At 58.1% G+C, this 19,898-nt stretch carries 17 protein-coding genes; 4 read left to right on the top strand and 13 right to left on the bottom strand.

What is annotated here, in order from left to right; translation table 11 throughout:
• Positions 1–20 precede the first annotated feature (20 nt).
• The gene (locus KA369_17390; protein ID MBP7737761.1) at positions 21–917 is read right to left on the bottom strand and encodes an acyltransferase; all 897 of its coding nucleotides are present in this window, start codon (positions 915–917) and stop codon (positions 21–23) included.
• Between the two features lie 369 nt (positions 918–1,286).
• On the opposite strand from KA369_17390, the gene KA369_17385 reads away from it, so the two are divergent.
• The 4 genes from KA369_17385 to KA369_17370 all read left to right on the top strand — a co-directional run bounded on the left by KA369_17385 (position 1,287) and on the right by KA369_17370 (position 5,990).
• Positions 1,287–2,108 carry an MBL fold metallo-hydrolase gene (locus KA369_17385; GenBank protein MBP7737760.1) on the top strand — a complete coding sequence of 274 codons (822 nt, stop codon included), beginning with the start codon at positions 1,287–1,289 and terminating at the stop codon, positions 2,106–2,108.
• Between the two features lie 162 nt (positions 2,109–2,270).
• Positions 2,271–3,440 (top strand): DUF362 domain-containing protein, encoded by a 1,170-nt coding sequence (locus KA369_17380; GenBank protein ID MBP7737759.1) that lies wholly within the window; start codon positions 2,271–2,273, stop codon positions 3,438–3,440.
• A gap of 359 nt (positions 3,441–3,799) precedes the next feature.
• Positions 3,800–4,276 (top strand): hypothetical protein, encoded by a 477-nt coding sequence (locus KA369_17375; protein MBP7737758.1) that lies wholly within the window; start codon positions 3,800–3,802, stop codon positions 4,274–4,276.
• An 82-nt stretch (positions 4,277–4,358) separates the two neighbouring features.
• Positions 4,359–5,990 carry an ankyrin repeat domain-containing protein gene (locus tag KA369_17370; GenBank protein MBP7737757.1) on the top strand — a complete coding sequence of 544 codons (1,632 nt, stop codon included), beginning with the start codon at positions 4,359–4,361 and terminating at the stop codon, positions 5,988–5,990.
• 22 nt (positions 5,991–6,012) lie between these two features.
• Here KA369_17370 and KA369_17365 read toward each other — a convergent pair whose 3' ends face one another.
• The 12 genes from KA369_17365 to KA369_17310 form a co-directional block, all read right to left on the bottom strand.
• A complete protein-coding gene (locus tag KA369_17365; protein MBP7737756.1) occupies positions 6,013–6,249 on the bottom strand; it encodes a MoaD/ThiS family protein in 237 nt (78 codons plus the stop codon).
• Positions 6,231–8,108, bottom strand: coding sequence for an aldehyde ferredoxin oxidoreductase family protein (locus KA369_17360; GenBank protein ID MBP7737755.1), 1,878 nt, complete (start codon positions 8,106–8,108; stop codon positions 6,231–6,233). Before KA369_17360 ends, KA369_17365 begins: the two co-directional genes overlap by 19 nt.
• Positions 8,109–8,174: 66 nt before the next feature.
• Positions 8,175–8,615: a hypothetical protein gene (locus KA369_17355; protein ID MBP7737754.1), complete on the bottom strand. Its 441-nt coding sequence runs from the start codon at positions 8,613–8,615 to the stop codon at positions 8,175–8,177.
• A gap of 25 nt (positions 8,616–8,640) precedes the next feature.
• On the bottom strand, positions 8,641–9,804 hold the full coding sequence (locus tag KA369_17350; protein MBP7737753.1) for an acyl-CoA dehydrogenase family protein: 1,164 nt from the start codon (positions 9,802–9,804) through the stop codon (positions 8,641–8,643).
• A 49-nt stretch (positions 9,805–9,853) separates the two neighbouring features.
• Positions 9,854–11,221 carry an MmgE/PrpD family protein gene (locus KA369_17345; protein ID MBP7737752.1) on the bottom strand — a complete coding sequence of 456 codons (1,368 nt, stop codon included), beginning with the start codon at positions 11,219–11,221 and terminating at the stop codon, positions 9,854–9,856.
• Positions 11,222–11,456: 235 nt separating this feature from the next.
• On the bottom strand, positions 11,457–12,218 hold the full coding sequence (locus tag KA369_17340) for a CoA-transferase subunit beta (protein ID MBP7737751.1): 762 nt from the start codon (positions 12,216–12,218) through the stop codon (positions 11,457–11,459).
• Between the two features lie 54 nt (positions 12,219–12,272).
• The gene (locus KA369_17335) at positions 12,273–13,208 is read right to left on the bottom strand and encodes a CoA transferase subunit A (protein ID MBP7737750.1); all 936 of its coding nucleotides are present in this window, start codon (positions 13,206–13,208) and stop codon (positions 12,273–12,275) included.
• Between the two features lie 58 nt (positions 13,209–13,266).
• The gene (locus KA369_17330) at positions 13,267–15,654 is read right to left on the bottom strand and encodes a formate C-acetyltransferase/glycerol dehydratase family glycyl radical enzyme (protein MBP7737749.1); all 2,388 of its coding nucleotides are present in this window, start codon (positions 15,652–15,654) and stop codon (positions 13,267–13,269) included.
• 50 nt (positions 15,655–15,704) lie between these two features.
• A complete protein-coding gene (locus KA369_17325; protein ID MBP7737748.1) occupies positions 15,705–16,535 on the bottom strand; it encodes an SDR family NAD(P)-dependent oxidoreductase in 831 nt (276 codons plus the stop codon).
• Positions 16,536–16,552: 17 nt separating this feature from the next.
• Positions 16,553–17,554 (bottom strand): NAD-dependent epimerase/dehydratase family protein, encoded by a 1,002-nt coding sequence (locus KA369_17320; GenBank protein MBP7737747.1) that lies wholly within the window; start codon positions 17,552–17,554, stop codon positions 16,553–16,555.
• Between the two features lie 47 nt (positions 17,555–17,601).
• Positions 17,602–19,041 carry an aldehyde dehydrogenase family protein gene (locus KA369_17315; GenBank protein MBP7737746.1) on the bottom strand — a complete coding sequence of 480 codons (1,440 nt, stop codon included), beginning with the start codon at positions 19,039–19,041 and terminating at the stop codon, positions 17,602–17,604.
• Positions 19,042–19,222: 181 nt separating this feature from the next.
• Entirely contained in the window at positions 19,223–19,774 is a 552-nt protein-coding gene (locus KA369_17310) for a PadR family transcriptional regulator (GenBank protein MBP7737745.1), read from the bottom strand.
• Between the last annotated feature and the right edge of the window lie 124 nt (positions 19,775–19,898).

Genomic DNA, 19,898 nt, shown 5'->3' with positions numbered 1-19,898 from the left:
AAGCGGGAAAGCCTGACTGCTCAGCCGCCGGCCGGGGACGATTCTTTCAGCATGGCGGCAATCTTTTCGTCTTTCCGGGACCAGAGCGTATTAAGCCACTCCTGGAACTTTTCACGGAACCCCTCGTCGTTGAAATAATCACCGCGCGGAACGCTCTCGATGGGCAGGATGTCGATGGCGACGGTGATGCGCGTTTTCCCGCTGCGCATGAACTCCCAGATGTTCTCGGCGCCGTCGGGATAGGTGATGGTGATGTCGATCACGCCGCTCATGTAATCCCCCATGGCGGAAAGAACGAAGGCGATGCCGCCGGACCGCGGCTTGAGCAGGCGCCGGTACGGTGATTTCTGTTTCCGGTGCTTTTCCGGCGTAAAGCGGGTCCCCTCAACGAAATTCATTATCGACACCGGCTTCCCCTTGAATTTCTCGCAGGCCTTCCGGGTCATTTCGATGTCCTTGCCCCTGCGGTCCGGATGCCGGGCGAGATAGTCGCTTGAATAACGCTTCATGAAGGGATAGTCCAGGGCCCACCAGGCCAGTCCCAGGATGGGGACCCATATCAGCTCCTTCTTCAAAAAATATTTAAGAAAGGGAGCCCTGTTGTGGAGGATCTTCTGCAGGGCGATAATGTCGACCCAGGTCTGGTGGTTCGATATGACCAGGTACCACTGGTCCATGCGCAGCTTCTCCAGTCCCGTGACCTCGTATTCGATATCCTTGAGGAGATCAAGGAAGCCGTTGTTGCAGAGCATCCAGGTATAGCAGAGCCTGTCCAGTATGGTGTCAAGGGCTGTGCGGGCCGCCCTGAAGGGGAGCAGGAGCTTGACCAGGCCCACGATATAGACGGGAACGGCCCAGAAAAGCGTATTCACTATGACAAACACAAAGCCGGAGATTCCTCGTATGGTATTCAGCATGGCCGCATATTTCCTGTTATATGTATCGTTTGCGGGGAGCCCCTCGATTCCGCTCCCCCTGATTCAAGGCATGCCGTCCGGTCCGGCAACGGACATCCAACTCTGATTAATTGTAAGAACACATTATCAGACGCACAAGGCTTTTTTTAGCTCATTCCGGAAAATCTTCGAATCACCTTTGTTTAATTGATTTGACATGTTGTACGGCGGCGCCATCCCGTTATGCCTGGATGAATGGTTGGATGAGAAATTGCATGATCCATCAGGTGAAACAAATATCTTGACAGAACGTTTAAGAAGGTACATCAGTGTGAACTGATCATTGACGCTATCCCAAATATACAGTGAACGAGAAGAATTTTCAAGGCCATGATCGAAACATCTCAATTTGGACCGATAACGCAGATAAACATGGGCAGGGAAATGGACGGGCGGACCCTCTACCGGGTTTCCGCCTATCTCATCGACGGGCTGCTCATCGATACCGGCTGCAGTCATACGTCTCAGGAGCTGACTGCTTTTCTGCGCGAAAAAAAAGTCACAAAGGCGGTCAATACGCATTTCCATGAGGACCATATCGGCGGGAATAAGGATGTAATGGATAATTTCGGCATCGATATCTATGCGCACCCTGCGTCGATTCCGCTTATAGCTCAACGGCCCAGCCTGCACCCGATCCAGGTGATGACCTGGGGCCATCCCGCGCCCACCGACGTCAAGGCGGTCCCCGATGTCATATACACCGACAACTACGCGTTCCAGGTGATTGAAACGCCGGGCCATTGCGCCGGCCATGTGGCGTTGATGGAATTAACGAAAGGCTGGTGTTTTTCCGGCGATATATTCACCCGTGAGAACGTCAAGTTTATCCGTGACGAGGAAAATGCCGGCGGCCTTATAGAATCAATGCGGAAGATCGTATCCCTCGCCGGGGCCGGAATCATACTTTTTACGTCCCTCGGGAAAATCATTGAAGACGGCACAAAGGCCCTGACGTCATGCATTGAGTACTTGCTGGACCTGGCTGAAAAAGCTCGGGTCCTTGTCCGGGAAGGACATACCGTTGATGAAATAGTGAATATCATATTCGGAGGGGAATGCGATTTTGCCCGGTTAACCGACGGTCACTTCACGTCAAAGAACCTGATCGAATCGCTTCTGGATATGACAAGGAGCGACTCAGGGGTTTAAATATTTAGTTATTGACTTAAACAATAATCGCGATACTATAATAGATAATTCCCATAACATATCTTTATCAACCGCTTCAGGAGGAATGAAAGGCATCACAATCAATTGGTCCACTATATCTCAATTCTGGTCACAATATACATAATGACAGGAGTGAAGGATATGAAAACCACAAGAAAAGAATTCTTGAAAAATGGATCCATATTTTGCCTGGCGACAATGCTGGGATGCGCAAAAGACGCGAAGGTCCCATGGAACATCAACGAAAAAAACTTTGAGCACGTCCCGGCCTTATACACGAGAAATCCCCTCTATTTTTCAAATCAAAAAACGACCGTCAGCATCGTGAAAGTCAATGGAAAAGGAAGCGAGGCTAAAGCCGTTGAATATGCCGTTGCAAAGGCCCTTGACCTTATCGGCGGCGTGAACCAGGTGACGAAGGGAAAGGAACGCATCCTTCTTAAACCGAACCTGGTGAGCCCCAATGAATCGGACACCACAAAACCGGCTGTCATCGACGCCCTTGCCGGATTGATGAAAAAGGCGGGAAAAGACGTCTGTATCGGAGAAGCCAGCGCCGCATCATGGCACACCATACGGCTAACCATGAAAGGATTTGTCTGCGCGGTGAAAGATCCCGGGGACCTGGCAATCATTCAGAATGAAAATTTTGACAAACTCGGCTATCGTGATGTAGCCAAAAAATATGCCATCCCCCTTGTGAACCTTCACCTGGGCAGAATGGCGAAGATGACCATCCCCGATAACTATGTCCTGAAGGAAATCTTTTTAAATGAAGCTCTTATCAATACGGACATGGTCTGTTCGGTACCCATGATGAAGACCCATACCCTGGCCGGCGTGACCCTGGCGCTGAAAAACGTCGGCATCGGCGCGTATCCCGGGCTGGTATATGGATCGGTCAGGTCAATGTTGCACAGGAAGGCTATGGAGGTTGAGCCCTCAGGAACCGCCACCGCCATAGTCGACATGGTCAAGGCCAATAAAATAGGGTTATGCGTCATCGACGCGACCACGGCCATGGAGGGAAACGGTCCCGCCAAAATGCAGGGCGGGAAATTGCTGAAAATGAACCTCATAATCGCCGGCACCAATCCGCTGGCAACGGACATGGTAGCCGCCGACCTGATGGGATTCAGGCCGGGAGAGATTGATACGTTCACGTGGGCCCATAAAGCCGGGATGACGCCGAACGACATAAGCGACATCCGGATCGTGGGAGAGAACCCGGCGGATGTGCGAAGGAAGTTTATAAAGCCCGCCATTGTACCATACGCACTAATAAGCGGCTGGTACGCTCCTCCCTGCTGATTAACCTATGCAGGATCGTCCCGGAACAGGTTGCAACCATTTTGACTTTTTGCGATCTGGTCACAAAACACCGTTAATGGCGGAGCATGGTTTCCCATGTATCCGTTCGATTAAATTCAAATCATCGAACTCCGTAAACAAAAATAATAATAATGTAATCATTCGTTTTTTGTTGACTTTTTTTTTAAATGGACATTTACAATAGACTCATTGCAAAACTAATTAATCACCTATATCCCCACCGCCGCCGAAGGCGTGGTCAAAGGTGAATATTCAAAAGTAGTCATGCAACAAGTCAAATTGATTAATGATCAAATAACTTCCCATGATACTTTTTACCAGGGAGCAGGCTTAATACTATGACCAAGAAAAATATTGCTATGATGCTGGAGTGGATACGGCCCGCCGGGATCGGACTTGCCATCTTTTTCGCCTACTTTCTGGTTGATGATGCGATATCGCATTTTCACATCATCGGGCCGTTTATAGTAATGATCATGTGCGGGACAGTGGCGTTTGAAGCTCTTTATTTAGGAGAGGTTGCCTCTGAAAAGATCGGGTACGCTCCCAATCGCGCTTATCAGATCCAATCAGGTCTTGCAAACGCCGCCATTGCCATTACGGCCCTGGCTGTTTACCTCCTCAATTGGGGGCGATATGCCGATGCCACTATAGCGACCGCAATGCTGCTCTTCTTTACTTTCTCTGCCGCGAATCACGCAGCAACCGCTGTCAGGGAAGGAAACATGAAGCCCGTCAACCTGCTGCGTCCCATCATGACGCTGCTGCTGATTATCATAGTGGTCCCCCATATGATCAAAGCGCTGAATCAGTGAGACATCGTTTCGGGAAATTTGAAAAGCTGCGGTTTGCAAAGTCCGCAATGAAATTTATTCCACTGTCTGGAGGGATATTATAATGAAAAAGTATTTTTTAAGCTTGCTATCGATCTTTGCCGTCCTCTTCCCGGCCCTGGTCTACGCCGGTCCCAACGAGGACCTCTGGCGGGCCTGCGGCCGCGGGGACATGGCCGCCGTGGAGAGCGCCATCGCCGCCGGCGCCGATATCCGCTCGAAGAACTCCAACGGCGAAACGCCCCTGCATCTCGGGGCGCTCCATCCTGACATTGCGGCATTGCTGCTTCAGAAAGGCGCCGATATCAACGCCCGGGACCGGTGGGACTACACGCCTCTCATGGACACCCTCAAGGGAAAGCACAAGGCGGAGACGAAGTTCTTCCTGGACAAGGGTGCCGACATCAACACCTTTTCGATCATGGGCGAAACGCCCCTGCTCCTCGCCGCGTACAACCTTGACGGCGAGGTGATGGACCTGCTGATCGGCCGGGGGGCGAAAATCAACGCCCGCGGCACGCCGGAACAGATGACGATCCTTCAATCAGCGGCGCGCGGCGTCGAGCTGATCGATGTCTTCAAGATACTGGTGGCCAAGGGCGCCGATGTCAACGCAACCGACGGCAAGGGCCGGACAACGCTCAGCTACGCGCTCATGAACGCGTACCCCTCGGTGATCAATTTCCTTATCGATAGCGGCGCGGACGTGAACGCCAGCGACGGCACGGGATACACCGTGCTGTTTTACGCCGCCCTGAACAACAAGGAGGAGGCGATGGACATCCTCATCTCCCGGGGCGCGAAGACCGGCCAGAAGGGAAACAAGGGCTTCACCATGATGGCGGCGTCGGCCCAGAAGGGGGTTATCAACGTGCTTAACCTCTATCTTAAAAAGGGAGCGGACATCAATGAAAAGGACGACCGGGGTAACGGCCTCCTCCATCACGCCGCCTTCTGTGGCAGCCGGCAGGCCGTCGAGTTCCTCCTCGGCAGGGGGATGGCAGTGGACGGCCGCTCCGGGAACGGAACCACGCCTCTTCACCAGGCAGCCGAGAACGGGAAAACCGGGGTCATGGACACCCTCCTGGGAGCCGGGGCCGACATCAACGCCCGCGACAACCTCGAGAGGACGCCCCTCCTAAGCGCCGCCGAGTTCGGGAACAAGGAGGCCGTGGATTACCTGGTGCGCCGGGGCGCCGACACCGCCGCGAAGGACAGGCACGGCCGTACCTACCTGGAGATCAAGGGATCGGAGTCAGCGAAAGTGATCGTGATTCCGGGCGGAGATAAAAAGGGATCGGAGTCCGGGAAAGAGGCCGTGGTACCGGGCGGAGACAAGAAGGATGTAAAGAAGGAAGAATTAAAAAAAGAGGACATGAAAGCCCGTGACAGGGACGGCAACACCCCGCTCCTGAAGGCAGCTTCGGCAGGGGACCTCAAAGAAATGGAGAGATGCCTTGCCGCCGGGTCTGATGTCAACGCGAAGAACAGGCAGGGCAGCGCAGCCATTCACATAGCCGTGGAAAGCGGCAGGACGGACATGGCGCTCCTGCTGATGTCGAAGGGGGCCTCCCTCACCATCCGCGACAGGAAATTCAGGACGCCCCTCATGATCGCCAGGAACAAGAACAACCGGGAGATGATCGACATCCTCACGGGGCAGGAGAAGAGCGGGCCGAAGCCGAAAAGAAAGTAGGCTTCGCGCTGCGGTACCGCTTTCAGCCTCCGGAGAGCATGGATATTATGATTATGCTGTCGCCGTCATGGAGCTTCGCCTCCGGCGGCGTCCGCCTGCCGTCTTTCATGCAGATTACCCGGAGCTCTTTCGGTATGCGCAGGCCGGAAATGAGCGTGGAAACCGTGGAGCCGCGCGGAATCACCGCCTCTTTACATGCGATATAGCTTCTTACCGGCCCCTTGGCCGCTACTCCTATCGTTATGAGGTCGTCGGCCATATCCGTTCGGCCTCCTCCGAGAGTCCGGCTGACTCGAGCCTGAAGCGCGTCGGAACGCCCTTCACCGGGTCAAGGTCCATCAGGTCATAAAACCTCTTTTTCATGTCGTCAAAATCGATCTCAATGCCGGCCGTGTCGCCGTCCCGGGCAGGCTCCAGGAGCCTCCGCGACAGCGTGTCATCGGACGCCGCGAAGCCCAGCAGGTAATTGATGCAGCGCTTCAGGTCATAGCCGCGCATGCCCGCTCCTATCAGTTCTTCCAGGCTATAGCCATAGCCTGCCGCGGCATTGATCAGGTCGGCGATCTCCTGCATGGTGAAGGAGCGGTCCGCGAACTGGCACAGGCACGCGCTGTTCTCGATGCAGCCTATGGCGGCCGCCAGCACCATGGTCTCGGGCTTCTTCTCGGCGGTGAGGGCCTCGAGATCGAACTCGAAGCCGATCTCAGGGTAGTTGCACGCCCCGGTCTCCATGAAATGCATGGCCGACTGGACGTGGCAGGCGCCGCGGGTGCTCACCGCGTAGGCCAGGGCGTGGCCGTGGCAGCCCCGGGGATCGTGCATGGGCGCCTCCAGGCCCTTGCTCTGGGCAGTGTAATCGATGGCGTTGCCGCCGATTGCCCTGGCCGCGCCGGCGCTTCCCCTTGAAAGGAGCCCGCCCAGGGCGCCGCTGCGCGAAGCCATCGCCGGCAGGATGGCATTCATCACGAGGTCAATGTCGCCCCACCGGAGCGCGACGCCCCCGGTATGTTCATCGGTGAGGTCTCCCCGCTCGTACGCCTCCATGGCCCAGGCAATGGTGGCGCCAGCGCTGATCGTGTCCATGCCCAGGTCGTTGCAGATCCTCCCCGCCTTGCACACCGCCGCGAGGTCCGGCGTGCCCAGGAGGCTGCCGAAGGCCACAACCGTCTCGTATTCCGGGCCCGGGCCTTCCGGCATGGCGTAGGGGCCATCGTCTATCTGCACGATGCGCTTGCACGCCACCGCGCAGTAAGCGCAGGTGCCCGCCTTCTTGAGAAAGCGCTCCGACAGGGTGCTGCCGGTGAGGGCCTCCCCCATCTCCTCGTCAAAGTTCGATGTCCAGTTCTTCACCGGCACGTCGCCGCTGTACATGTGGCCCTCGAGGTTGCCGGCGGTGCCGAAGTCATGGAGCACCTGGGATATGAGGTGCTCCCGTATGCGCGGCGTGAGCTCCCTTACCAGTGCCTTCACCCGCTCCGGGTCCGCCAGCGAAAGCTCGGCTTTCGTTTCCTTCACGACTAAGGCTTTCAGGTTTTTCGATCCCATGACCGCGCCCATGCCGCAGCGGCCGAAGGCGTGGTGTGCCTCGTTCAGGACGCAGGCAAAGGGAACCAGGTTCTCGCCGGCCGGACCGATCACCAGGGACGTGGATTTTTTGCCGTAGGAGTCATGGAGCGCATCGGTACTCTCACCGATGCCCCTGCCCCACAGTGACGCCGCGTCTTCTATCGTGATTTTTTCCTTATCAATGCAGATAACCGACGGTTGTGCCGCCCTGCCCGTTATGACCAGCCCGTCGTACCCGGCCAGCCTGAGGGCCGGCGCGAAAAAACCGCCGCAGGAGGACTCGGCGATCCCCCCGGTCAGGGGAGAGCGGGCCGTGGCGCTCATCCTGCTCGCGCCGGAAAGCCGTATGCCGGCCAGGGGCCCGTTCATCAGTATAAAAAGCGCCTCGGGGGAAAGGGCGTCCGCTGAAAAATCGGCCCGGTCCCAGAACAGCTTCGCCCCGAGGCCGCTGCCGCCGATGAAACGGCGATAGGTCTCCTCCGGCAGGTGAAGCATGGAAACCGTCCCGGTTGAAAGGTTGATATCTGCGATGTTTCCCGTGTTGCCGTTCATTCCTTCCCGTCCTCGTCATGAAAATTCGAGCAGCTCTTTCGTCTTATCAATGATCCGGGCAGCGCTTTATTTTTTCGATACGATCAGGTTATCGAGGCCCATCTCCTTGAGGGCCACCGGGAACAATTGGAAGGCCGGCTTGATCACCGGGAGGAGCTTCAGCATGGCGGTCACCTTCCCGCCCTGCTTTATGATCCCCTTGGTGACACCGGCTATGGGGTTCTCCAGGCCGTGCCAGAAGCGGTGGGAATGATCGGCCGGCTGCTTCGACCACACGTCCTCCTTGAGATCGCAGGGCCCCAGGTAAAAGGTGCCGTAATATCCCTCCTTTGCGGGGGGATTCTTGAGATCTATGGTGATCTCCGCGTCCGGGTCCGTGTACATGAATTTAATGATGATGCCGGCCTTGCTCATCTTTGTGCCGATCTTTTCATCACGGAGAACCCTGTCCAGAAAGTAACCGTATATTTTATAAAGGTCTTCGGTGTCCTTGTAGTAAGTGCTCATTGATATCCTCCTCGTTTTATTGTTCCTATCCCTTCCGCTGGTCAAAACGCCTGCCGAAAATCATGCCGGCGATCCCTACTTTGAGCATCTGAATGGTGCCCCCCGCCACGCCCCAGGCCTTGGCATCGCGGTACATCCGCTCCATGGGGAACTCGTGGCTGTAGCCGTATCCTCCGAAGACCTGCATCGCCAGGTTCGTCACGTCCACCACCATCTCGTTGGCGTAGGCCTTGGCCATGGAGGCCTCGTATATGGAGGGAAGCCCCCGGCCCGCCCCGTTTATGGCGCGGTATACCAGGAGCCGCGCCGCGTCCAGCCTGGTGGCCATGTCCACCATCATGAACTGCACCGCCTGGAACTCGCATATGGGCCTGCCGAAGGCCTTGCGCTCCATGGCGTAGGCCCTGGCCTCCTCGTAGGCCCCGCCGGCCAGGCCCAGGCACATGGCCGCGTTGCCGCACCGCTCGATATCAAAGGTGGACATGAGCTTGTTGAATTCCCCCTGCGGTATCACCAGGTTCTTCTTGGGCACGCGCACGTCGTCGAAATAAAGGTCGCAGGAGGGCATGCCCCTGAGGCCCATGAACTTCTCCTGCTTGCCGAAGGTGAAGCCCGGCGTTCCCTTTTCCACCAGGATGCCGCCGATCCCCTTGTAGCCCTTGATGTCGCCGAAGCGGGTGTAGACCATGTAATGGCTGGCGTGGCCTCCGCCGGTGATGAAGCATTTCTTGCCGTTGAGGATGTAGGAATCGCCGTCCTCGACGGCGCGGGTCGACAGTGACGTGAGGTCCGATCCGGCCTCCGGCTCGGTCATGCAGACCGACACGCTGAAGTCCCCCCGGCACACTCCGGGCACGATGGTCCTCTTCTGCTCCTCGGTGCCGAAGATGTCGATGACCCGCACCGGCCCCACGTTCGACTCGAATACCGGCGCCGCTATCATGGGGCTGAATTTCGCGAGCTCCTCGATGCAGAGGATCGCGTTCATGGCCGGCTGCCCGCCGCCCCCGTGGTCCGGCGAGACCGTCATTCCCAGGAGTCCCATCTCCGAGTATTTTTTCAGAAGCTCAAAGGGAAATTCCCCGGTCTCGTCGATATGCTTGGCCAGTTCCTTGAACTTGTCCCGCTGGCCCATCTTCCTGATGGTATCGACCAGCATCTGTTGTTCTTCGCTCAGTGTAAAATCCATTCTTGTTCCTTTTTCTGTTACTATTATTGTGATGTGTTATATGAATTACCTATATCAGCGAAGCCAGTTCACTGATGTTTTTCGCCCTGTCCAGGTCCATGACCGCATTGATGATCCGGTCGATCTTTTTGGCATCGCGGCTTCCGGCGAAGAACCGCACCTTCTCCGAGATGTCGCCGGCCTCCATGGGATCGCGGGGGTCCCCCTTGGGGATATCCACCTGTTTCACCAGGCGCTCGCCGTTCTTCATGAGGACCTCGATGCGGCTCGCGGTTTTGTCCGGGTACATCTTGTTCAGGGCGTCATCGGGCTGCACCGTCACTTTCTTCGAGAGCGCAATGACCGCCGGATCGGCGATCCTCTTCTCCGTGAGCTGACCCGGCCCCAGCTTCCCGTCCAGCAGGCAGACCGCCACCACGTAGGGAATTGAGAACTGAGCCGACACGAAGCTCCCGCTGTCCGGCATCCCCTTGCCCACCGCCAGCGAGCCGATAGCATAGGTGAACACCGCGATGGATTCGATATCCGAGGCCTTGATATTCTTTTCCCTGACCAGATCCAGCGTCGCCTGGGCCGCGCCGTGCGTGTGCCTGCAAGCCGTGTACGGCTTGAAGTAGACGTCCATTGTGGAGTAATGCTCTCCCAGTCTGTCTGTGATCCGCTCCGGCTTCGGCTCCTGCTTCATGGTTATCTGCGTGAAGCCGCCTTTCAGCGCCGTGCCCTCGAGCACGAACGGATCGCCGGTGAGGCCCTTTCCCGCCAGACCGGCCGCCATGATACCGGCGCTGGCCGCTTGTCCTCCCTGCACGATCTTGATTGTGTATCCGCCCATGAGCTGCTCCGCCATGGTCAGCGGGAGTATATAGCCTGCGATGCCCATGGCATTCAGCATCCTGTCATAATCGTGGCCCATAAGTCTGGAGACTGCCACAGCCGCGCCGAATGTGCCGCAGGTGCCGGTAGGCATAAAACCCGACAGGGTGTGGAACGGATGCACAGCGGCAGATGCCCTGTTCGCCACCTCGTAGCCGGCAACAACGGCCGCTATGATCGCCTTCCCGTCAGAGCCCTTCGATTCGGCAAGGGCGAGCGTGGCTGGGATCACAGCGCATACCGCGTGGTTGCCCCCGAAGCGAAGCCCGTCCTGGGACTCGATTGCCTCAGCAAGGGTGCCGTTGATGAATGCGGCGTTTTGCAGGCCGGTCCTGAACCCGCAACCTAGCGCGGTCGCAGCGTCGGGACCGCCGAGGGACTTGACGAACTCGACGACACCCTGCACCGCGTCAAGCTCCAGCGATCCGTATATATTGGCTATGTAATCGAGGATGCAGAGCTTCGCCTTGTGTTTGACTTCATCAGGCAGTTTTTCAAAGGATAAATCAGAACAGAACTTGACCAGTTCCTTGGTGTATTCCATATGCTGTCCCTCCTTCGATGATATTCAATCAACTATTCATTTCTATGCACTACTCCTCCCCCTTGACGGGGGAGGCCGGGTGGGAGTGTCTGATGTTTGTCACCCTCCCCCTGACCGCGTTCCCAGGATGGGGTTGATGCCAACGCAGGCACAGGATGTGCCGAACGCGTTGGCCTCCCATCAAGGGAGGGGGGCTGATTCGCGCCTATAAGGCGCGGTTACGCAACCGCGCCTACTACACGTATCCTCGCTTCTCATATATCCGTATCATACGATGGGGATCGAGGATCTCCCGCATGGCGCGGAGCTCCTCTGCCCGCGGGGGCTCGGTCTCATGAACGTCATCGCTCACCCTGAGCTTCCATGGCGTGAGCTTAACCACCTCATCCACGGAGGTCCCGGGATGATAGCTCTCGAGATAGGCCTCTTTCGTTTCCTTGTCAAAGCGCATGACCGCCTTGTTGGTGATCATCACCTGGGGGCCCGTATCGGGCGGAAGGCCCCACTTCTCCCGCGCTCCCGGCCCGTCAAGGTACCCGGGTGTGGTAACGAAATCCACTTTTTCGGCCAGGCTCCTGGTGTTATGTAGTGCTATGATGAGGGTGCGCTTTGCCAGGGCTCCGATCGGGTTGGCACCGCCGGACCCCGGCAGGCGGCTCTTCGGGCTTTCGTAGGGCCCGATGGCAGTGGTGTTGATGTTGCCGTACTTGTCGATCTGGCTGCCGGCGAGAAATCCCACGTCGACCCATCCGCCCTGAAGGAAGACGCCCATAATCTCGATCAGGCCGCCGATCATGGCTGCCCCCGGGTTCAGGCACGGATCTCCCACGGAAAGGGCCGGACGGGCCGGACGGGCGTCGTACACGCCGGACTCCTGCATCAGCATGGCCCGGGGCGCGTGGGTATGACGGGCGATATTGGCCGACATGGTGGGGAACCCGGTCCCCACCACGACGATATCGCCGTCCTTTATCTCGCGGGCGCCGCAGCAGGCCATTAATTCAGGTTTGATATAATCACTTGGATGATTTCCCATGGCTCCTCCTCCCGGTCAGTATGCGTACGACACGGGATACCCGTAATCGAATTTCGCCTGCAGGCGCTTGTATTGGGCGTACCCGAATTTCTGAATGTAGTGCTGGACATAGTCGGCGCGGTCCTTGACGCCGAAAACCCACTCGTCCAGGAAGGCCTGGAAGCCTTCGACTGTATTGGAAGCTTCTTTATAAAGATTCCCGAACTGCAGATCCACATCGTAGAACCCGGGCGTATACCCCGGGTGGGAGCCGAAGGGCTCCTCGGTGACGGCTACGACCTTGAAGGACGGAACGATGGTGCGGGACGGGTCCTTGCCTACGGTCTCCCGGCTCACGATGCGCTCGCAGCTCACGATCACCTTTTTCGCCGCGTTGGCCCCCCACTTGCAGTCGCCGCCGATCCCCCACATCTGGGCGTTTCCGTCCTCGTCCGCCTGCTGCACGTGGATGATGGCCGTGTCCGGCCTGAGGGCCGGAACGACCATGACCGGGGTCCCGTCGAAGGGTGACTCGATCATCTTGTACTTGTTCTCGCCCATGAAGGACTTGATCTTCATGAGGTCGGTCCCCACCATGTCCTTCACCGGCACGAAGGGCATTCCCATGGCTCCGGCCATCAGCATGAGGGGAAGGGAGAGGTTCGTGTACTCTTCCAGCTCGATCTTGTGGGGGATCCCCTTCTCTATCGACCGGCGGTAGCACCGGGCCAGGCCATACAGGCCCAGGGAGATGAAGGTGGCGATAAAGCGCTTCACGCATCCGGCGCCGATGAGCATGTCGAAATCGTCGGCGGCATTGCTCCTCGTGATGGTGAGGTCCTTCTTTTTCTGCCGGATGATCTCGTGTATGGCCGCGAAGGGCGGCCTGCAGATATAACCGCCGATAAAGAGGAAGTCGCCGTCACCGACGAACTTTTCCATGGCCTCGGCGGTGGTCATAACCTTTCCCATCCCCATCCTCCTTGATCTGTTTTATATACAGCGCAGGCACAGGATTCGCCGGCGCCGTTCACTGCCTCATTTCGAACTCGGTCCTGCTGATGATCTCTTCCTGGGCGATCTCGCTCAGGCCCGTGAATTCGGCGGAATAGCCGCTCACCCGCACGAACAGGTCCCGGTGCTTTTCCGGATGGTGCTGCGCGTCCCTGAGGATGTTCGTGTCCACCATGTTGAACTGCACCTGGGTGCCGCCCCGCTTGAAATAGCCCCTGATCAGCGAGGCCAGGTTGGCGGTGCTGATCTTCTTGCCCTGGAAGCGCATGTTCAGGTTGGCGCCGTTGTACACCCGCTCGACCGGCAGCTTCGTAACGGAATTCATTATCGCCGTGGGCCCGGATATGGCGTTCCCGGTGGTCGGCGTAATGCCGTTGCCCAGGACATCGCCGGCGAACCGCCCGTCCGGCGTCGCCGCCGTGAAGGCCCCCATCGTAATGTGAAAACCGACGGAGAATATGCCCGGCCAGAAAAATCCGCCCCGGAAATTGCGCTTATCAGCGAGGACATCGCAGTAGTGATCGGCCACTTTCGCGGCCATGGCGTCGACCTCGTCATTGTCGTTGCCGTATTTCGGGATCCGGTTGTGCAGGTAGACGCGCTTATCCTCCGCGTCCTGCCAGTCCTCCGACAGCCACTGGACCAGGTCGGCCATGGAGAAACGCTTCTCGTCGAAAACCGCCTTTTTCACCGCGTAGAGGCTGTCCACCACGTTGGCGAAGCCCATGAGCTGGACCCCGGTGGAATTGTAGACCGCCCCCCCGGCCGTGAGGTCCTTTCCCTTCTCAAGACAGCCGTCAACCATGGCGGAGGCGAAGGGAGAGGGAACGTTTTCCGATATAATGCGGTCGAGCAATTCCATGCCACGCACCATCTGGCCGATGAAATGCCGCACCTGGCCGTCGTAGGCGTTCCACACATCGTCGAAGCTGGTGAACCCGGCCGGGTCCCCTGTCTCGATGCCGCTGGGATAGCCGAAGATATTGTCTATCCCGTTAGACAGGGCCAGCTCCACGCACTTGACGCCGCTGAACTGCACGGCGAAGGTGGATCCGAAGGTCTTGCCCTGGGCGTTCGGCTCCAGGCAGCCCACCATGCCGTAATTCCGCGCGTCCTCCAGTGTGTGGCCCCCTTTCACCAGGGACCGGATAATGGCCTCATCGTTGAATAAATGCATCAGCACGCCGTCCCGGTCATAGTCCAGGGCCCTGTTCATCAGCTCTTCGGGACAGTCGGGCGATATCCGCACGCCGAAATTGGGCTGCACGGTCCGCACGTCCCCGAAGGCGTCCAGGGCGATATAACTCATGTCATTGGTGGCGTCGCGGCCGTCTATACCGACGCCGCCCACGGTGACGTTCTGCGTGGTCTTGCCCTCGGTGCCCTCCCCGCCGGGGATGAAGGCCTCCTCGAGGACGTTCCATATCTCGTTGGTCTTCACAAAGAGCATGGCCGTGAGCTCCCGGGCCCTGTCCGCGCTGCCCCGCTTCGCCTCCATGTCCTTCTTGTAATACGGAAACAGTATCTGGTCGATCCGTCCCAGGGAGATGGAGTTTCCGCCGGACTCGATCTGGGCCACCAGGTGGATGAAATAGACGCTCTGGACAGCCTCGTGGAGCGTCTCCGCCGGGTATTCGGGCACGCGGGCGCAGACGCGGGCGATCTCTCTCAGCTCGTCGGCCCGGGCCGGGTCCCACTCGTTTTTTGCCATTGACAGCGCGAGCTCCGCGTAGCGCCGGGCGAAGGATATGACGGCCCGGCAGGATCGTATCACCGCGTCATAGAAGAGGCCCTTCTCGCCGGACCTGTCGCCGGGCGAAAGCGCTGCCATTCTTCCCTCGGCGTCCTCGATGACGCCACGGAGACCCACGGTCAGGACGCGCTCATGGTCCATGGTGAAATGGCCGATCCCGTAGGTTATCTCGAGCATCATGGTGAAAATATACTTATCCATGTCCGTCAGGATATCTTCCGGCATCTGCTCCTTCATGCGGTCTTCCACGGTCTTGCCTTTCCAGAAAGGCAGGATCTCCTCGGCGAGCTCTTTTTTCTCTTCCGCAGTAATAAGGGCCCGCTGGAGCACGCGGGTGTCGAAATTCTCCAGGTCCCCTTCTATCCAGAGGGACTTGTTTTCCGGGAACAGGGGCGCTCCCTTGAGCTTGGAGGTGCGGCACCCCACGATCACCTCGTCTTCGCGTATGATGACGCTGATATTGTTCAGGATATTCTCAAAGGCCAGGCTCATCCTCGTCAGGGGATTTTTGTCCCAGTGGAGCTTCATCGCCTCAGTGAGGTAGCGTGCGCGCTCGATGCACACCTCCTGGGGCGCTTCTATGATCCTCCAGCGGAGGCCGTCGACGCGGGACCGCGTCGGAGGCCGGCTCAGTGCGTGTTGCGTGCTCATGGTGTACCTCCTGTTCTTTAAGTATGCATCCCGGGTTTTGGAACGCACCCTTAGACTTTGATATTCATGTGATTCACCAGTATGGTGTCACGGAGCGAGCGGGGAAGAAACTGGTTGAGCCACAGGAAAAAGCTGCTCATGAAGTCAACCTGGTTGAATATGCGGGGCTTTTTCGCCTCGATCACCTTCACGATCCTCTTTGCCGCGTCGGGGGGCGTCGGCGCCGTCTTGATGAGCTCGTCGTCGCGCTCGATGAAGCGACGGGCCCGGTCCCGGTAGGCCGATCCTTCCGGCGGCAGCACGTGGATCTTCGCCGCGAAGGTGGTGGACACCTGCGCCGGCTCTATCAGCGCCACCTTGATGCCGAAGGGCTCCACCTCGTACTTGAGGGAAAGCACGAGCCCCGTGATGGCGAACTTGCTCGCCGAGTATATCGATTCAAAGGGAAAGGGTATGCGCCCGACGAGGGAAGACATGGCGATGAGCTTCCCGGAGCGACGCTCCCTCATGGACGGGATAAAGGCCTGGAAGATCGCTGATGCGCCGATGACGTTTATCTCGAGGCACTTGAGGGCCTTCTCCAGGTTGGCCTCTTCGAAGGGACAGAAGAACCCTATCCCCACGTTGGAAAGTACCGTGTCCACATGGCCGTACTTCTCCAGGACCCGGTCTCGGAATTTCGCGATCGCCTGGCGATCGGTAATATCGATCACGTCGAGCAGGTGCTCTCCGCCGAACCTCTCGAGCTCCTTCTTCAAAGACGCGATGCCCGCGGCGTCGACATCGAACCCCGCGATGGAATGGCCCGACGCTGCCAGCATAGCCGCAACGTGACGACCCATGCCGTCAGCTAATCCGGTAATGACCACAACCTGTCCCATGCAAAACCTCCCGCTTATTAAGCTGTTTTTGTAGTTGCTTCCTGCGCCCGATACCATTCTGCTATCTGTTTCATGGATTCCCTGAAGTCAGGATATATCATACGGTATCCGGTGGATTTCAGTTTACTGTTATCGACGACATAATCGTCATAGAGGTAGCGCACCGCGTCCAGCTCGAGGTCCGGGATGCGGCCCTTGCGCGCCGACGCGATGCCATCCATCCTGGCCACGGTCTTCACCAGCCAGAGGGGCAGGTGCAGCTTGGGCGGTTTGGTCCCGAATGCCTCGGACGCCATCATGAGGGCCTCTTCCAGGGACGGGTGGGTGTCCTCGCCCAGATTGTAGGCCTGCCCCACGGCCGAATCGAGGAACGAGAGATGCTCCACCGCTGCGGCCACGTCCTCGGCGCGGACATTCGACAGTAGCTGCGCGCCGCTGCCGGGTATGGCGGTGATGCTGGTGGGCCGGGAAAAGGCCTTGCCGGCCCCGTCATTGCACCGGGGGCCATACACGGTGCAGGGCCTCGTGATGATTGCCGGCAGCCCCTCCTTGATGCGGCGCCACACGACATCCTCGCCGTCACGCTTGCTCCGGCCGTAGGAATCGCGCGGCTCCCGTGGAGAGTCCTCCCGGAAGGGCGTTCCCTTGTAGTAGCCGTACACGCTGGTGGAGCCGACGTGGACATACCGCTTGACGCCGTTTTTAAGGGCAAGCCCCGTGAACTCCTCGACGCCCTTCACATTGGTGGGATAGAGCGATTCATAGGGCGTGGAAAAATTGCAGATGGCGCCCAGGTGAAAAATGCGGTCAACGCCCCCGGCGAAGAGGGGCGGCAGCGTCTCGGGCCTGGTCAGGTCCGCCGCGACGTATTCCACCCCCAGGCGCTCGAAAAAAGAGATGTCCTTCCGGGGCCGCGCCGATGCCCTGACGCGGATCCCCTTGCGGGCGAGATATTCCACAAGGTGACTCCCCATGAACCCGGCCGCGCCGGTGACGAGAGTGATGCCCTTAAATTCCATGATACGCCCCCTTTATGTAACTGACGCCGCTGCGGCCCGCCAGCGCGTCACGCCGGTTTCGGCGGATTGTGTCCCACTATCGCCTTTATCTCAAGGTACTCCTCGAGACCGTACTTGCTCCTCTCGCGTCCGATGCCGGACTGCTTGTACCCTCCAGCCGGCGCGTCCACGTCGAATATGGAATCATTGATGAATACCTGCCCGGTTCGGATCCTCTTCGCGACCCGCCGCGCCCTCTCCAGGTCGCCGGACCAGACGCACCCGGAAAGACCGTACACGCTGTCGTTGGCGATCTCGATCGCTTCTTCCTCGCTTTTGCAGGGAATGATCGAGAGCACCGGCCCGAATATCTCCTCCTGGGCGATGGTCATATCCGGCCTGACATCGGCAAACACCGTTGGCCTGACGAAATAACCTTTCTCCGGATGATCCGGGAGCTCGGGACCGCCGCACACCAGTGTGGCCCCCTCCTTGATCCCGGACCTGATATATCTCAAGACCGACAGTCGCTGGTTTTCGTCCACCATGGGCCCAAGGTAGACCCCTTCCTCGAAGGCGTCGCCCATCTTCATGGCAGCGACGGTCGCCTTCGCTATCTCCGCCGCCTCCTTCTGTTTATCAGTGGGAACGAGCATCCTGCTCAGGGAGATGCAGGTCTGGCCGGAATTCAGGAAGCTGCTGTACACGCCCTTGGATACCGCCTTCTGGAAGTCGGCGTCGTCCAGTATGATGTTCGCGGATTTGCCGCCGAGCTCGAGGGTCACCCTCTTGATGGTCTCGGCCGCGGCCTGGGCGACCAGCGTCCCGGATTGCGTGGACCCGGTGAGGGAGACCATGTCGACGTCCCGGTGGGAGGCCAGGGCGCTGCCCACCTTCGATCCCGCGCCGACCACGAGGTTAAACACGCCGGCGGGAAGTCCCACCTCTTCCATGATCTCGGCGAGCATGTAGGAGTTAAGCGGCGCCAGCTGGCTCGGTTTCAGGACCATGGTGCAGCCGGCCGCCAGGGCCGGGGCCACCTTGCCGATCACCTGGTGCATCGGATAGTTCCACGGTGTGATAAACCCGCACACTCCGATCGGCTCTTTCACGATCTGGGTGCGGCCCATGGCGTATTCAAACTCGTATTTTTCCAGGATCGGAACGAAGGAGTTCAGGACCGCGATGGGAAGGCCGGCCTGGATCGCCCGCGCCAGCTGCACGGGCATGCCCATTTCCCTGGCGATGGTATCGCCGATCTCGGCCTGGCGCGCGGCCATGGCCTTGGCGATTTTCGAAAGGAACGACGCACGCTCGGAGACCGTCGTCCGCGACCATGATGTGAAGGCCTCCCGCGCGGCAGCGACCGCCCGGTCGACGTCCTCGGCGCCGCCCATGGACACCTTCGCGATGGGCTCCTCCGTGCAGGGATTGATGACATCGACGGTGTCCCTGCCGATGGGGGCCACCCATGCGCCGTTTATATAGAGCTTGTCATGCGCCTTCATGGTTCCTCCCTGTTTCCGGCGGTGCTGCGCCGCCTCTATCCCTCGCAGGCTGGTTGCGGCCAACCGCTCGTCAAAGGCTTGGCCGCCTGCGCCGGTTTCTCCATTACTGTTTCCCTATTGCAAACGATGGTGATTCCATGAAAACCCTCTGCTCACCCTTCTCTCCCAAGCAGAAAGCCGATTATACTTTTTCCAGGACAGCCTCTGACGCGTTCTTCTCTATCTCGGACCGGGCGTTGCGAAGCCATTCCAGGAACATCTCGTTCTGGGTGACGCCGAGCTCCGCGAGGAGCCGTGAATAGATCCCCTGCCGCTCCCAGCGGGCCATGTTTTTCCTTCGCCGGCCGAGCTGCTTCTCAAACAGCTCGATCTGTTCATCGATCATCTCCAGGGCGCGCTCCGTATCGCCGAATCCGAAAAAGGGGAACTTGAGCAGAAAGGGGTCCCTGATCAGCATCGTCCGCTCCGGGGACTCCGAGAGCCACCGCAAGAACTCGTCCATGCCCTTCTCGGTGATCGAATAGAGCTTTTTCTGGGGCCCGCCGTCATCGGAGGGCGCCACCTCGAGCATGGCGATCAGTCCATCTTTTTCAAGGTCCTTCAGGTTAGGATAGATCTGTCCGAAATTGGCGGACCACATGTGGCCGAAATTCTTCTCAATATGCTCCTTGATACGGTAGCCGTGCATGTCCGTGTAATTAAGGAGACCTAAAATCGCGTACTTTATTGACATTGGATTAGCTCGTCTTATTGAATTACTGTCGATTAACTATATATATTCTATATATATATTATATATACCTGTCAACATAATTTTTATTTTATACAATATTTTCACAAATTAATAGCTGTATAAA

The organism is Spirochaetota bacterium (genome assembly GCA_017999915.1).
In the GTDB taxonomy this organism is placed as follows: domain Bacteria; phylum Spirochaetota; class UBA4802; order UBA4802; family UBA5550; genus RBG-16-49-21.
This window is presented reverse-complemented; position numbering and strand designations above follow the sequence as displayed.